The sequence below is a fragment of the Saccharothrix isguenensis genome (assembly GCF_052936305.1).
In genome coordinates this window covers 7268539-7282719 of record NZ_CP193626.1, presented here as the reverse complement: position 1 = coordinate 7282719, position 14181 = coordinate 7268539, and the positions used below count along the sequence as shown (strand labels likewise).

Here is a 14181-nt window from a genome sequence, read left to right as displayed (position 1 = left end):
GCGCTCCTCGCATCACGTCAACTTGCCGATGAGCCCGGCGACCAGCCCGAGTGATTCCTCAGGTGACAACGCCAAGGCGCACAGCCTCTGCCAGGCAAGCCTAGCGGAGTCGATGTACCGCCCTTCCTCCAAGAAAGTGCTGGTGTGGCGGCTCTCGACGTAGACAAGGCTGGGCTGATCGGCGAACTCCAGCCGCAGGAAGGGGCCTTCCAGCCCAGGGTGGGCGGCGCAGTCGAATGGCACGACCTGGACAACGACGTTCCCTCGACCGCCGATGGTCAGGAGGTGCTGGAGTTGGGAGCGCATCATGTCCGGATCGCCCAGTCGGCGCTGGAGCACTGCCTCGTCCATCAGCAGGTGCACCACCGCTCGGCTGAGGATCACCTGTCGCCCCATCCGAGTGGCGACCAACGCGTCAAGCTCGGCTTCGGACAGCGTGCCGTTGCCGCCTCGGATGATGGCTCGGGCGTAGTCGGGGGTCTGGGCGAGGCCGGGTATCAGGACTGGCTCGTAGTTGTAGAGGGCGGTGGCTTCGGCCTCGAAACCGATCAGGTCCTTCCAGTTCGAGGGCAGCTTGCCGTGGATGGCATGCCAGTTCCGGTGTTCTCCGGCGCGGACCAGCTCGACCAGTTCTTGCCGCAACGCGGCCGGCGCGCGGAGGAAGCCGAGGATGGCAGCGACCTCGTCGGCCCGCAGTCCCCGGTGCCCGGTCTCCATCCGGCTGATCTTGCTCTCCGAGCAGCCGATCGCCTTGGCGACATCGGCACAGCTCAGACGCCTGGCCAACCGCAGCGCCCGCAGTTCCGTCGATACCCGCCGCTGCCGGACGGATGCCCCCTTGCGTGTCATGGGTCCGACTGTCCCGTCTTGCCACGCGGGCACGAAAGTCGTGTCACCCGAAGGGGAGCGTTGCGAGACCCCGTAGCAAGGCGCGACGGTTCCAGCATGGAAAAGACCTGGCAGATCAGCGGTTCCGCCGCGACCTGGAAGATGACCGTGGCCATCCTCCCGCCGGACATCGAACCCCTGACCGGACCGCCGCCCGTCCTGCCCGAGCCACGGCCGGACTTCGACGGCCTGGCCGACCACTTCCACACGCTGGTCGAGATGACCGAGGCGCACCTGCAACTGGAGCAGCTGACCTGATCAGGTCGGTTGACGCACGGGCAGCCCGGCGGCCCGGTAGATGTCGTCCACGACCCGCATCGTGGCCACCGCGTCGTCCGCGGTCGTCGGGAACGGCTTGCCGTGCAGCACCGCGTCCGCGAACGCCTCCAGCTGGTACTCGTACGACGGCCGCCGGTCGAACCGCTCGACCCGCCGATGTCCGTCCAGCTTCACCGTGAGCCGATGCCCGAACTGCGGTGCGAACGGGTTGAACACGCGCATGGACCCGTTGGCCCCCAACACCTTCGCCGACAACCGCAGCAACGAGCGCGACCACATCGACGTCACCACGGTCCCGGTGTGGCCTTCGGGGAACTTCAACTGCGCCCGCATCGCCCGGTCGACACCCGGCTCCTTGACCAACGCCCGAGCCGACCGGACCTCCGGCTCACCGCCCAGTAAACGGACCATGTTCACCGCGTAGCAGCCGGCGTCCATCAACGCCCCACCGGCCAGGTCCAGCGAGTACCGGATGTCCTTGAAGCGAGGCAGCGGAAAGCTCAACCGCGCCTCCACGTGCCGCAGTTCCCCCAACTCCGCGACCACTTCAGGCAACCGCAACGCCAACGGGTGGTACCGGTAGTGGAACGCCTCCATCACCACCAGCCCGCTCTTCCGGGCAGCTGCGGCGACCTCCGCAGCCTCCTCCGCGTTGGCCGCGAACGGCTTCTCGCACAGCACGTGCTTCCCCGCCGCCAAAGCCTTCAACGTCCACTGCCCGTGCAGCCCGTTGGGCAACGGGATGTAGACGGCATCCACGTTCGGATCGTCCAACAACTCGTCGTACGACCCGTGCACCCGGGCGATCCCGCACCGATCCGCGAACTTCCGGGCCCGTCCGACGTCGCGAGCCGCCACCGCCGAAACCTCGACCGCCGCCGACGAACGCCCCGGCCGCACCAACGCGGCCGGCACGATCCGCGCCGCCCCAAGAACCCCGATCCGAACGTGGTCCGTCATGCCCCGCTAGTTACCCCGGGAAGCACCTCGTCACGCCCGAGCCGCCGAATCCCCGGGTAGTACGGATCCAGTTCCCCCGCCTCGAACCGCACCTGCTTCACCGCCCACCACAGCCGGTCACCGCCTGGATCGCCTTTGTACGGCCCATCCGGCAGCAACACCGCCGACTCCTCACCGCCGTGCATCAAGATCGCCAGTGGCCGGGACGAAGTCCGGATCTGGGCAGCAGGTGTGGTCGCCGGGCGACTTCGCCGAGCTGCGGCCTGATCTGGTGGTGCTCACCGGCGACCTGAACAGCCGTCCACCGACGTACCCGCGCACCACCGCCCGGACCCACGCGCCGTCCGGCCGGCCTTCCGCCGGCGGCGGGGGAGCCCACGAGTGCACGCGTGCCGCCACCGAGACGCCGTCCAGCGCCGGGAAGTCGACCTCGATCGTCCCGGGCGGCCAGGCGGACGACGGAGGTGGGTAACGAGCCGTCGGGCATCGCCTACACGTACCACATACTGTTCGACCATGGACGTCCTCGTTGTCGATCACCCACTGGCCAGGGCGCGGCTGACCACCATGCGCGACGCCCGCACCGACAACGCGGCCTTCCGCGCCGCGTTGCAGGAACTCACCGTGATGCTCGTCTACGAGGCCACGCGTGACCTGCCGGTGGCGGAGGAGCGGGTGCACACGCCCGTCGCCCGGACCACCGGCTACCGCCTGGCCAACCCGCCCCTGCTGGTGCCCGTGCTGCGTGCCGGTCTCGGCATGGCGGACCAGGCGCACAAGCTGATCCCGGACGCGCAGATGGGCTTCGTCGGCCTGGCGCGCGACGAGGAGACGCTCCAGCCGACGCCGTACATGGAGTCGCTGCCCGAGTCGCTGGCCGGCCGTCCGGTGTTCGTGCTGGACCCGATGCTCGCCACGGGCGGTTCCATGGCGTACACGATCCGCCTGCTCACCGACCGCGGCGCGACGGACGTGACCGCCGTGTGCGCGCTGGCCGCCCCCGAGGGGATCAAGCACCTGGAGGGGTCGGGCCTCCCCGTCCGCCTCGTCACCGCCAGCATCGACGAACGCCTGAATGACTCGGGCTTCATCGTCCCCGGCCTCGGCGACGCCGGCGACCGCCAGTACGGCGCCGTCCACTGACTCCACCCCACGTGAGTCCTGCGCTCGGGACGTAGGACTCACGCGTTCCCGACACAGGACTCACGTGGGCGGATTGGGCCGTTCGGGGGTAGAGGTGGTCTAGACCTTATCGTTAGCGTGGTCTGGACCACAGCTGAGAGCTGCCGCCCCCGCGAGGAGAAGCATGTCGAGTCGAAGATGGGTGCTTCCCGCCCTCCTGGCCACCGCGATGACCGTGTCGCTCGCGCCACAAGCCGTCGCCCACGACGCGGACGCCAGGCACGGCGGTGACCGCCACGGCGGCAAGCACAAGGCGCTGACGGTCGGGTACTACACGCAGTGGAGCGGCTACGACCGGAACTTCCTGGTCAAGGACCTCGTCGCCAACGGCAGCGCGCCGCGCCTCACCCACCTGAACTACGCGTTCGGCTTCCTGGACGAGGCCGGCAAGTGCGTCAGCGCCGACCCGTGGGCCGACTACCAGCGGCCGTTCAGCGCCGAGCAGAGCGTCGACGGCACCGCCGACGTCGCCGGCCAACCGCTGTCCGGCAACCTCAACCAGCTCAAGCAGCTCAAGGCCAAGCACCCCGGGCTGCGGGTCAACATCTCCCTCGGCGGCTGGACCGGCTCCAAGTACTTCTCCAACGCCGCCCTCACGCCCGAGTCCCGCGCCGCCCACGTCGCCTCGTGCATCGACATGTGGCTCAAGGGCAACTTCCCCGACGCCGCACCGAACGCCGCGGCAGGCGTGTTCGACGGCGTGGACCTCGACTGGGAGTGGCCTTCGTCGGAAGCCGCACCCGGCAACGTGGTCCGCCCCGAGGACAAGCAGAACTTCACCGCGCTCCTCGTGGAGTACCGCAAGCAGCTCGGCAAGCTCACCCGGCAGACCGGCGAGCGCTACGACCTCACCGCGTTCCTGCCCGCCGACCCGCGCCAGGTGGACCGGGGCTTCGAGGTCGCCAAGGTCTTCCGACTGCTGACCTTCGCCACGATCCAGGGCTACGACTACCACGGGGCCTGGGATCCGCTGACCAACCAGCAGTCCTCGATCCGCACTCCCGCGGCCGACCCGACCGCGCCGCCGTTCAGCTCCCAGGTGGCGATCGACCACTACCTGAAGTCCGGCGCGCCGAAGAGCAAGGTCGTCATGGGCGTGCCGTTCTACAGCCGGGGCTGGACCGGCGTGCGCAACGAGAACAAGGGCCTGTTCCAGCCCGCCGCCGGCCCCGCCCCCGCGACCTACGAGGCCGGGTACGAGGACTACCGGGTGCTCAAGGCGCAGCTGCCGAACTTCACCGTGCACCGGGACAACAAGGCCGGCCACGCGTGGCTGTTCGACGGCACGACGTTCTGGACCTGGGACGACCCGGTCGAGATGAAGCGCAAGGGCCGTTACGTGGCGGAACGGCGCCTTGGCGGCGCGATGATCTGGTCCCTCGACGGCGACACCGCCGACGGCGAGCTGATCAAGGCGCTCACCAGCGGACTGTCCCGGTAACGCGGACAGTCCACGGGGTCCGGGGAGGTTTCGCGGCGGCCGCCTCCCCGGGCCCCACCTTCTCGTTCAGCGCCTGCGCCAACCGTCCGCGTACGCACGCAACGCGCGCTCGTAGACCGGAGCGATCTCGACGCCCGGCGGCAGGTTGCCGTTGAGCTCCAGGCTCACCAGGCCGTGCACCATGCCCCACATCGCCACCGCGATCCGCTCGTGCGGCTCCTGCACGAACATCCCCGACTCGACCGCGCGCCCGACGTCCCGGACCACCGGGTGGAACGTCTGCACGGCGGCGTCCTCGGTCTCCTCCGAAGGCTTGAAGTCCGGCACCACCTTGCTGAACATCACCAGGTAGAACTGGGGGTCGGCGAGGGCGCTCTCCCGGTACGCCAAGCCCATCTGGACGATGTCCTCAACCGGGTCGTCGGTCTGCGGCACGGCGGCGAGACGTTCACCGAATCGGCGGAACGCCTCCTCGTACACGGAGTTCAGCAACGCGGGCTTGCCGCCGAACAGCGAGTAGACGGCGGTCGTGGACGTGTTGACATCGGCCGCGAGCCTGCGCAAGCTCAAAGCGCCAGGCCCTTCGGCGGACAGCAGCTCTCCCGCGCGTTCGAGCAGGCGGGCGCGGAGCGCGTCGTCGTGGGTCTTGGGTCGTGGCACTCGTCCATCGTATCGCAACAGTGTTATGTAACGTGGTCTAGTCAACGTGGTATCAAGTTGGTACCGTCTTTTCCATGGCGATGACTCTGCGTCTGAGCGAAGAGGAGAACCGGCGGCTCGACGAACTCGCCGCGGCCGAGGGGCGTTCGAAGCAGGAGGTCGTGCGCTTGGCGTTGGCCGAGCGGTGGGCCAGGTTGCAGAAGGAGGAGCAGCTGTCCGAGGTCCTCGGGCGCGTGCTCCCCAAGTACCGGGGTCTGCTCGACCGCCTTGGCTCCGCCTGATCCGACCGGCCTGCCGAGTGCGGGATCCCGCACCGCCGAGGACGCGCGCCACACCTTCGGGTGATCGAATCATGGCGCCCTCGCCGTTCGAACTTATGTTCGATAAGATCCATCCATGCAGCTCAACCGCGATCATGCCGGTTGTTCACCGCTCCACCTCTGTGAACGGCCACGGCGATCGGAAGCGCACCGGTATGGTTCGCCGTTGAAGATCAGACTGCGTCCAGGTTGCACCTCGGTGCACAACGCGGTCGACAAGTTCCTCGCCGCCTGTCGGGCGGGGAGGCGATACGGACCTGAGGGGGTGGGCGGTGCCGCAAGAGGCATACCGGACGCGGCGTGGCCGCACCGGAGTCCCGGGCCTTCAGGACAGGGAGCGCGTCAAGCAGTGGTCAACTACCTCGACGCCGGCGACTTGCTCGTGCTGGCGACCGCCGTCACGGGCGGGGACCTGGTCGTGCGCGACTTAGGTCTCCTCGATTCCGCAGCCCACCGCCCCAGGGCGACTGTGCTGGGGGTCGAGGCTTACGACACGCTCTGGCTGAAAGCTTCCGCGCTGCTCGATTCCATCGTCCGCACCCGCCCGTTGGCCGAGGGCAACTGGCGGCTGGGCTGGGTCGCGGCGGTGACGTTGTGCGACATCAACGGCTGGTGGATCGACGCGGCGGAAGACGACGCCCTGGGCCTGGTGCGGGCGCTGGGCCGGGACCAGATAGACGTCTCCGGCATGGCCGCGCACCTTGAGGCCTGGAGCATGCCCAAAGACGACTGACCCCCGCCGGTCGCCCGGTGCCCGGACAACCCCGCCGACGACTCCCACCGACTCCTGACGACTCCGGACGACGAGTCCCGAGGAGAATCGGGCCGAGTGCGCGAATCGGGTTGACCTGGAGCGCACTCCAGCTCCTACCGTCGACACCGTGACTTACTCGATCGCCCAAGCGGCCGAGCACAGCGGGTTGTCGATCGACACGCTGCGCTACTACGAACGGATCGGTCTGGTCGACCCGCCCGCTCGGGACTCCGGCGGGCGGCGCAACTACAGCGACGACGACCTCGGCTGGCTCGTCTTCCTGACCCGTCTCCGCACCACCGGCATGCCCATTCGCATGATGCGCGAGTACGCGCAGCTCCGGCACCGAGGCGCGACCACGGCCGGGCGTCGCAAGCAGATCCTCTTCGAGCACCGGACGTCCGTGCGCGAGCGCATCGCCGAGTTGCAGTCGTGCCTTGAAGTGCTCGAGTACAAGATCTCGCACTACGAGCAGATCGAGCAGACCTTCATCGAGGGGATCACCGCGTGACGCTGCTGGGCGAACTCCGGGTCGGCAAGCAGGGCCTGGGCTGCATGGGCATGAGCCAGTCCTACGGCGTGGGGGTCGAACGCGAGTCCGTCGCCACCATCCACCGCGCGCTGGACCTGGGCGTCACGCTCCTCGACACCGCCGACGTCTACGGCGCGGGCCTGAACGAGGAGCTGGTGGGGCGGGCGATCAAGTCCCGCCGCGACGAGGTCGTGCTCGCCACCAAGTTCGGTCTCGCCGACCCCGACCGCCGCCCGCGCGGCGACGCCGGCTACGTCGAGCAGGCCGTCGAGGCGTCGCTGCGCCGCCTCGACACCGACCACGTCGACCTCTACTACCTGCACCGGGTCGACCCGGCCGTGCCGATCGAGGAGACCGTCGGCGCGATGGCCGAGCTGGTCGCCGCGGGCAAGGTCCGCCACCTGGGCCTGTCCGAGGCGGGCGCCGGGACGATCCGCCGCGCGCACGCCGTGCACCCGATCACCGCGCTCCAGAGCGAGTGGTCGCTGTGGACGCGGGACGTCGAGGCCGAGGTCGCGCCGACGTGCCGCGAGCTGGGGATCGGCATCGTGCCGTTCTCGCCGCTCGGGCGGGGATTCCTGACCGGCCGCGTCACGTCCGTCGCCGACCTCGCCGACGACGACATGCGCCGCACCCTGCCCCGGTTCGCCGAGGAGAACTTCGCCCGCAACACGGCGATCGTCACCGCCCTGCGGGCACTCGCCGCCGAGCGTGGCGTCACCGCCGGTCAGCTGGCGCTGGCCTGGGTGCACCACCAGGGCGAGCACGTCGTGCCCATCCCGGGCACCAAGAGGGTCGAGTACCTGGAGGAGAACGTCGCCGCCGCCGACCTGGAGCTGAGCGGCGACGACCTCCGGGCGATCGAGGACGCGGCGCCGGCCGTCGCGGGCGACCGCTACCCGGCCGAGTTCCTGAAGCTGTCGAACCAGTGAAGCGATCCAGCAGTTCCACCGAGGGGAAGAGCGACACCGTGGAGAACCGCCGGTTGGGCGCGCTCGAAGTGAGCGCGCAAGGTCTTGGCTGCATGGGCATGAGCGACTTCTACGGACCCGGTGACGAAGCCGAGTCCACCGCCACCATCCACCGCGCCCTGGACCTGGGCGTCAGGTTCCTCGACACGGCCGACATGTACGGGCCGTTCACCAACGAGGAGCTGGTCGGCCGGGCCATCGCGACGCGCCGGGACGAGGTGGTGCTGGCGACGAAGTTCGCGGTGGTCCGCGAGCCGGGCGCACCGCGTTCCGAGTGGGGTCTGCGCGGCGACCCGGAGTACGTCAAGCAGGCCGCCGAGGCGTCGTTGCGCAGGTTGGGCACCGACCACATCGACCTGTACTACCAGCACCGGGTCGACCCGAACGTGCCGATCGAGGACACCGTCGGCGCGATGGCCGAACTCGTCGCGCAGGGCAAGGTCCGGCACATCGGGCTGTCCGAGGCGGGCGCCGGGACGATCCGGCGGGCGCACGCCGTGCACCCGATCGCGGCCGTGCAGACCGAGTGGTCGCTGTTCTCGCGGGACATCGAGGCCGAGGTCGTGCCGACGTGCCGCGAGCTGGGCATCGGGATCGTCGCGTACTCGCCGCTGGGCCGCGGCTTCCTCACCGGCCGGTACACGTCGAAGGACGACTTCGCGGCCGGCGACTTCCGCCCGGCGACCCAGCCCCGGTTCGCCGACGAGAACTTCGCGCGCAACCTCGCGCTGGTGGAGTCGCTGGGCGAGGTGGCCCGCGAGCACGACGTGACGCCCGGCCAGATCGCGCTGGCGTGGGTGCACCACCAGGGCGCGGTGCCGATCCCGGGCACCAAGCGGGTCAAGTACCTGGAGGAGAACGCGGCCGCGGCCGACCTCGACCTGACCGACGCGCAGCTGGCCCGCATCGCCGCCGCCGTGCCCGCCGACGCGGTGGCCGGCACCCGCTACCCGGCGGAGATCATGGGTTCGCTCGGCCGGTAGGCCACGACAGCGCCGGGCCGATCACGGACGGCGCGACCGACCACGTCGGCGCTGACGCGGCACGTCAGCGCCGACACAGGTCACATCAGGGACGCCGCGATGGTGGCGCCCAACTCCCGGCACTGCTGCCGCGCCGCGCCGTCCGGCGCCCCGGTGAGCGACAGCGGCTCCACCACGGGCTTCCACTTGAGCCCGGTCGTGATGTCCCGCAACGCCTTCAACGCACCCTCGGTGCCCAGGTTCCCGTGCACGTAAGCCCCGAACGGCCGACCGCGCGTCGCGTCCAGGCACGGGTAGTAGACGGTGTCGAAGAAGTGCTTCAGCGCGCCGCTGATGTAGCCGATGTTGGCGGGCGTGCCGAGCAGGTAGCCGTCGGCCTCCAGCACGTCGGACGCCGTCGCCGACAGCGCGGGCCGGCGGACTACCTCGACACCCTCGATCTCCGGGTCCGTCGCACCGCTGACGACCGCCTCGAACAGTTCGTGCATGGCGGGTGACGGCGTGTGGTGCACGATCAACAGGCGGGGCACGCGGGACAGGCTGCCGCGCACCGGCCCCCCGCGCAACCGCTCGGTAGCATGGTCACGCGTCGTGACGAGCCGGTTCTCAGCCGCCGGGAACCGACGGGGCCGTTGTGCGTCTTCAGTAGTAGCAGTGCACGGGAGGGAGTCATGGAAACTCGAAGTATCGCCACGATGGAGCGGAACCGGCGCATCACCTGGGGTGCCGGGGTCGGCATCGGGGTCGGGCTCATCGGCCTGCCGCTGGTGGCCATCGCGCTGTGGCCGGGGGTCGACCACAGCCCGTGGGACGTCAACACGATGATCCTGGCCGCCGGTGTGGCGCTGTGCACGGTCAGCTACATCGCGGGCCGGATCTCGGTCGCCGCCGCCACGCAGAACCGGTCCCGCCCGGTGAGCCCGCCGACCAGGCGTCCTTACCTGGTGGCGGGCGGTGCGCTCGCCGTCGCCGTGCTCTGCCTGCTGATCGCTATCGCGTCGTGAGCAGGTCCGACACCTGAGCCCGCAGGTCGGCCAACCGACCTTCGGCACGCGCGCGGGCCGCCGGCAGGTCGTCGGACACCGGTTCCACGACCTCCAGGTACGCCTTGAGCTTCGGCTCCGTCCCGGACGGACGCACGACGACCCGCACGCCTTCCTCCGTCAGCCTGACGACGTCGGCCTCCGGCAGCAGGTCCTCGAAGGCGAAGCCGGCCGGCGGCTCGGCGCGCAACCGGGCCATCAGCGCCCCGATCCGACTCAGGTCGGTGAACCGCAGTGAGACCTGGTCGGTCAGGTGCAGGCCGTGCTCGACGGCGAGCTGGTCCAGCGCGTCCAGCAGGGTGCGCCCGGACGCCTTCAGCCCGGCCGCCAGGTCGCACGCCACCACGGCCGCCGAGATGCCGTCCTTGTCGTTCACGTACGCCGGGTCGACGCAGTTGCCCAACGCCTCCTCGTACGCGAACACCAACCCCTCGCCCGCGCGCACCAACCACTTAAACCCCGTCAACGTCTCCGCGTAGCGCGCGCCGCGCGCCGCCGCGACCGACTTCAGCAACGACGACGACACGATCGTCGTGGCCACCAACGGATCAGGCACGTCCACAGTGGACAACACCATCGACCCGAGCAGCACGCCGGTCTCGTCGCCGCGCAGCATCCGCCACGACCCGTCCCGCTCCCGGACGCCCAGCGCGCACCGGTCCGCGTCCGGGTCCAACGCGATGGCCAGGTCGGCCGACTCGGCCGCCGCCAGCTCCAGCACCAGGTCCGCCGCCCCCGGCTCCTCCGGGTTCGGGAACGACACAGTCGGGAACGACGGGTCGGGTACGGCCTGCTCCCGCACCACCCGCACGTCGCTGAACCCGGCCCGCCGCAACGCGTCCACCGCCGTCGCGCCGCCGACACCGTGCATCGGCGTCAACACCACCCGCAGGTCACGCGCCACACCGCGCGGCAGCGACGCGACCCGGTCCAGGTACTCGTCCACCTCCGCGTCGGACACCGGCAGGTAGTCGTCCGACAGCGGCACCGACACGGCGGCCGGCACACCCCGGATCGCCGCCTCGATCGCCCGGTCCTCCGGCGGCACGATCTGCCCACCGCCGGCCAGGTACAGCTTGTAGCCGTTGTCCGCGGGCGGGTTGTGGGACGCGGTGATCTGCACGCCCGCCACCGCGTCGTGCCGCTTGACCAGGAAGGCCAGGATCGGCGTGGGCAACGGCCCCGGCAGCACCCGCACGGTGAACCCGGCTCCCGCCAGCACACCGGCCGTCGCGGCGGCGAAGTCCTCCGACCCGTGCCGCGCGTCGCGGCCGACGAACACCGTGCCGACGTGCCCGTTCGCCTTGAGCCACGCGGCGAGCCCGGCGGTGGTGCGGATGACCACGGCCCGGTTCATCCCGTTCGGCCCGGCCCGCACCGGCCCGCGCAGCCCGGCCGTGCCGAACGTCAACGGGCCCGCCATCCGGTCCGCCAGGTCGTCGGCCGCCGAGGCGTCGCCGCCCATCGCCCGTGCCAGGACGGATTGCAGCTCCAGGCGCGTCACGGGGTCCGGGTCGTCGGCGATCCAGCGGAACGCCGCGTCACGCAGGGCCGGGGTCAGGCTGTTCGTCATCGAACCTCCGCTGAGAGGGGAACGTCCGGAGGTCCTACGCCTGCTCCACGAGGTCGCGCAGCAGCGCGCCCATCCGGCTCGCCGCGGCCTGACCGGCCTCCAGCACCTCTTCGTGGTTGAGCGGCTCACCCGTGATGCCCGCGGCCAGGTTCGTCACCAGCGACAGGCCGAACACCTCCACGCCCTCCGCGCGCGCCGCGATGGCCTCCAGCACGGTGGACATGCCGACCAGGTCCGCGCCCATGGTGCGCAGCATCCGGATCTCGGCGGGCGTCTCGAAGTGCGGACCGGGCAGGCCCGCGTAGACGCCTTCCTCCAGCGACGGGTCGATCTCCCGCGCGAGCTGCCGCAGCCGCGGCGAGTACAGGTCGGTGAGGTCCACGAACCGCGCGCCGACCAGCGGTGACGACGCGGTCAGGTTCAGGTGGTCGCCGATCAGCACCGGCTGGCCGACCGCCATGCCCTGGCGCAGGCCGCCGGCCGCGTTGGTCAGCACGACCGTGGAGACGCCCGCCGCGGCCGCCGTGCGCACGCCGTGCACGACCTTGGTCACGCCCTTGCCCTCGTAGCCGTGCGTGCGGCCCAGCATGACCAGCACGTTCTTGTCGCCGACGACCACCGAGCGGACGGTGCCGCCGTGGCCCACGGCGGTGGGCGGCTCGAACCCGGGCAGCTCGCCCATCGGCACCTCGGCGGTGGGCTCGCCGATCAGGTCGGCGGCCGGGCGCCAACCCGAACCGAGGACCACGGCGATGTCGTGCTTGGCCACCCCGGTCCGCTCGGCCAAGGCCTTCGCCGCGTCGGTGGCCAGGGCTTCGGGGGTGGTGCTCTCACTGGTGGCGGTCACGGCCGCGAGCCTAATAGCCGCCCCCGCGCGCTGCCCGCAGCCCGTCGCCGCCGACGCTAATCCCGCACCGTGAACGTGTTGGCGATGGTGTCGAACAGCCGGTCCCGGCCCATCTCCTCCTGCTCGGTCGGCACCACGACCTCCACCACCCACAGGTCGTTCCCCCGTGGCAGTACCCGCGAATACCGGCTGCGCCGCAGGTCAGGGCCGGCGGGAGCGGCGCCGCGGGCCAACGTGGTAGCCCGTTCCACGGTCCGGTAGCCGAACTGGAGGGCCTGCTCACGCCCACCCTGCGGCAGGCCGTCCGTCGCCTCCAGCGACTCGCCGAAGTACTGGTCCTCCGCCCACCTCGACCGGACCAGCTCCACGTAGTCGGTGATCGTGTTCTTGTCGTAGAAGTCCGGGAACCGCTGCACCGCCACCTCGTACAGCCCGTTCGGCGCGACCAGGTGCACGACCGTGCTCGGTCCGAGCCCGTTGTTCGTCCGCTGCTCCAGGAAGCTGGTCCAGTCCGGCCCGACGTCGATGGTGAACTCCGCGCCCTGCTCGCCGTTCGCGGCGGCGGCCGAGGCGGTGACGGGCAGCAGCGACGGCGTCCCGGTGATCACGGGCAGGGTCGGCGTGCTCTGCGGGGGCGGCGGCAGCAGGGACGCGCCGGCGACGGTCCTGGCCAGCGCGAAGCCAGACGCGCTGCCGATGGCGAACAGCACCATCGCGGACAGCGCCACCAGCGCGCTCGCGGTCGGACGCCGCCGCAGCAGCTCAAGGGTCGGCGGCTCCACCAGGACGAACGGGAGGGGCCCGGGGTCGGACGCCAGCGGGGTGTCCGGCGCGATCGGCGGCTTGAGCACGACCGGCGGCGGCCGTTCGATCTCCACCACCGGGCGGGGCGCGGCGGCAACGGGGAACACGTCGGTCCCCAGCTCGGGCAGCAGCGGCCGGACCAGCCGCCGCACCTCGCCCAAGGACATCCGCTCGTCGGGCGTCTTCGTCATCAAGCCCGCGACCACCTGCTCCAACGCGCCGCACGCCGACGCGGACGGCACCTCGCCGTGCACCACCTCGTTGATCGTCTGGAGCACGTTCGCGCCCTCGTACGGCTGCTGCCCGGTCATCGCCGCGAACAGCGTCGCGCCCAGCGACCACTGGTCCGCCGCGAACGACACCTCGCCGCCCGCCGCCACCTCGGGCGCGATGAACGCGGGTGTGCCCAGCATGATCCCGCGGCTGGTCAGGGTGGCCTCGGCGACGTTGCGCGCGATGCCGAAGTCGGTCAGCTTCACCCGGCCGTCGTCCGCGACCAGCACGTTGCCCGGTTTCACGTCCCGGTGCGTGATCCCGGCCCGGTGCGCGGCCTCCAGCGCGGCGGCGACCGCGTCCGCCACGACCGCGCCCTGCACGTCGGTCAGCGGCCCGCGCTGCCGCACCACGTCCGCCAGCGACGACGACGGCACCAGCTCCATCACCACGTAGGGGTCGCCGTCGACCTGCACCACGTCGTAGAGCGTCACGAGGTTCGGATGGGCCAGGGCGGCGGCCGAGCGCGCCTCGCGGAGTGTGCGTTCCCGAAGCAACTCCGCTTCGTCGTCGGGCGTGCCCGGAGGGCGCAGGATCTCCTTCACGGCGACGTCCCTGCGCAGGACTTCATCGTGTGCGGCCCAAACCGTGCCCATCGCGCCGCGCCCGAGCACGTGCAGCAGGCGGTAGCGGCCGGCGATCAGACGCTCCGTTTCCACTGCGCCATCATT

At 70.8% G+C, this 14181-nt stretch carries 17 protein-coding genes; 10 read left to right on the top strand and 7 right to left on the bottom strand.

What is annotated here, in order from left to right:
• Nucleotides 1-12 precede the first annotated feature (12 nt).
• Nucleotides 13-849 carry a helix-turn-helix domain-containing protein gene (locus ACRAKI_RS32715; protein WP_447004342.1) on the bottom strand — a complete coding sequence of 279 codons (837 nt, stop codon included), beginning with the start codon at nucleotides 847-849 and terminating at the stop codon, nucleotides 13-15.
• A 96-nt stretch (nucleotides 850-945) separates the two neighbouring features.
• Between ACRAKI_RS32715 and ACRAKI_RS32710 the strand changes: the two genes are divergently transcribed.
• A complete protein-coding gene (locus ACRAKI_RS32710) occupies nucleotides 946-1146 on the top strand; it encodes a hypothetical protein (RefSeq protein ID WP_447004341.1) in 201 nt (66 codons plus the stop codon).
• Here the strand turns inward: ACRAKI_RS32710 and ACRAKI_RS32705 are convergent, their stop codons facing one another.
• The gene (locus ACRAKI_RS32705; RefSeq protein WP_447004340.1) at nucleotides 1147-2127 is read right to left on the bottom strand and encodes a Gfo/Idh/MocA family protein; all 981 of its coding nucleotides are present in this window, start codon (nucleotides 2125-2127) and stop codon (nucleotides 1147-1149) included.
• 196 nt (nucleotides 2128-2323) lie between these two features.
• Here ACRAKI_RS32705 and ACRAKI_RS32700 point away from each other — a divergent pair, with 196 nt between their 5' ends.
• The 3 genes from ACRAKI_RS32700 to ACRAKI_RS32690 all read left to right on the top strand — a co-directional run bounded on the left by ACRAKI_RS32700 (nucleotide 2324) and on the right by ACRAKI_RS32690 (nucleotide 4750).
• Nucleotides 2324-2599, top strand: a complete 276-nt coding sequence (locus ACRAKI_RS32700) for a hypothetical protein (protein ID WP_447004339.1) — start codon at nucleotides 2324-2326, stop codon at nucleotides 2597-2599.
• 44 nt (nucleotides 2600-2643) lie between these two features.
• The gene (gene upp, locus ACRAKI_RS32695; protein ID WP_447004338.1) at nucleotides 2644-3270 is read left to right on the top strand and encodes a uracil phosphoribosyltransferase; all 627 of its coding nucleotides are present in this window, start codon (nucleotides 2644-2646) and stop codon (nucleotides 3268-3270) included.
• Between the two features lie 163 nt (nucleotides 3271-3433).
• Nucleotides 3434-4750, top strand: a complete 1317-nt coding sequence (locus ACRAKI_RS32690) for a glycoside hydrolase family 18 protein (protein WP_447004337.1) — start codon at nucleotides 3434-3436, stop codon at nucleotides 4748-4750.
• Nucleotides 4751-4816: 66 nt separating this feature from the next.
• Here ACRAKI_RS32690 and ACRAKI_RS32685 read toward each other — a convergent pair whose 3' ends face one another.
• Entirely contained in the window at nucleotides 4817-5410 is a 594-nt protein-coding gene (locus ACRAKI_RS32685; RefSeq protein ID WP_447004336.1) for a TetR/AcrR family transcriptional regulator, read from the bottom strand.
• A 74-nt stretch (nucleotides 5411-5484) separates the two neighbouring features.
• Between ACRAKI_RS32685 and ACRAKI_RS32680 the strand changes: the two genes are divergently transcribed.
• From ACRAKI_RS32680 to ACRAKI_RS32660, 5 genes are all read left to right on the top strand, one after another.
• Nucleotides 5485-5691 (top strand): type II toxin-antitoxin system VapB family antitoxin, encoded by a 207-nt coding sequence (locus ACRAKI_RS32680; RefSeq protein ID WP_184925023.1) that lies wholly within the window; start codon nucleotides 5485-5487, stop codon nucleotides 5689-5691.
• Between the two features lie 388 nt (nucleotides 5692-6079).
• Nucleotides 6080-6463, top strand: coding sequence for a type II toxin-antitoxin system death-on-curing family toxin (locus ACRAKI_RS32675; protein ID WP_447004335.1), 384 nt, complete (start codon nucleotides 6080-6082; stop codon nucleotides 6461-6463).
• Nucleotides 6464-6611: 148 nt separating this feature from the next.
• Nucleotides 6612-6995 carry a MerR family transcriptional regulator gene (locus ACRAKI_RS32670; RefSeq protein WP_447004334.1) on the top strand — a complete coding sequence of 128 codons (384 nt, stop codon included), beginning with the start codon at nucleotides 6612-6614 and terminating at the stop codon, nucleotides 6993-6995.
• Between the two features lie 44 nt (nucleotides 6996-7039).
• On the top strand, nucleotides 7040-7948 hold the full coding sequence (locus ACRAKI_RS32665; protein ID WP_447008583.1) for an aldo/keto reductase: 909 nt from the start codon (nucleotides 7040-7042) through the stop codon (nucleotides 7946-7948).
• Between the two features lie 92 nt (nucleotides 7949-8040).
• Nucleotides 8041-8970, top strand: a complete 930-nt coding sequence (locus ACRAKI_RS32660; RefSeq protein ID WP_447008582.1) for an aldo/keto reductase — start codon at nucleotides 8041-8043, stop codon at nucleotides 8968-8970.
• A gap of 80 nt (nucleotides 8971-9050) precedes the next feature.
• Here ACRAKI_RS32660 and ACRAKI_RS32655 read toward each other — a convergent pair whose 3' ends face one another.
• Nucleotides 9051-9500 (bottom strand): flavodoxin family protein, encoded by a 450-nt coding sequence (locus ACRAKI_RS32655; protein ID WP_447004333.1) that lies wholly within the window; start codon nucleotides 9498-9500, stop codon nucleotides 9051-9053.
• 141 nt (nucleotides 9501-9641) lie between these two features.
• Between ACRAKI_RS32655 and ACRAKI_RS32650 the strand changes: the two genes are divergently transcribed.
• Complete coding sequence (locus ACRAKI_RS32650; protein WP_447004332.1) at nucleotides 9642-9974, top strand: hypothetical protein; 333 nt, start codon at nucleotides 9642-9644, stop codon at nucleotides 9972-9974.
• Here ACRAKI_RS32650 and ACRAKI_RS32645 read toward each other — a convergent pair.
• Genes ACRAKI_RS32645 through ACRAKI_RS32635 form a run of 3 tightly spaced genes read right to left on the bottom strand, consistent with a single transcriptional unit; the run spans nucleotide 9961 to nucleotide 14169 of the window.
• Complete coding sequence (locus ACRAKI_RS32645) at nucleotides 9961-11586, bottom strand: phospho-sugar mutase (RefSeq protein ID WP_447004331.1); 1626 nt, start codon at nucleotides 11584-11586, stop codon at nucleotides 9961-9963. The two genes, ACRAKI_RS32650 and ACRAKI_RS32645, sit on opposite strands and share 14 nt — an antisense overlap.
• 34 nt (nucleotides 11587-11620) lie before the next feature.
• Complete coding sequence (locus ACRAKI_RS32640) at nucleotides 11621-12433, bottom strand: purine-nucleoside phosphorylase (protein ID WP_447004330.1); 813 nt, start codon at nucleotides 12431-12433, stop codon at nucleotides 11621-11623.
• Between the two features lie 56 nt (nucleotides 12434-12489).
• Nucleotides 12490-14169, bottom strand: a complete 1680-nt coding sequence (locus tag ACRAKI_RS32635) for a serine/threonine-protein kinase (protein WP_447004329.1) — start codon at nucleotides 14167-14169, stop codon at nucleotides 12490-12492.
• Nucleotides 14170-14181: the final 12 nt, after the last annotated feature.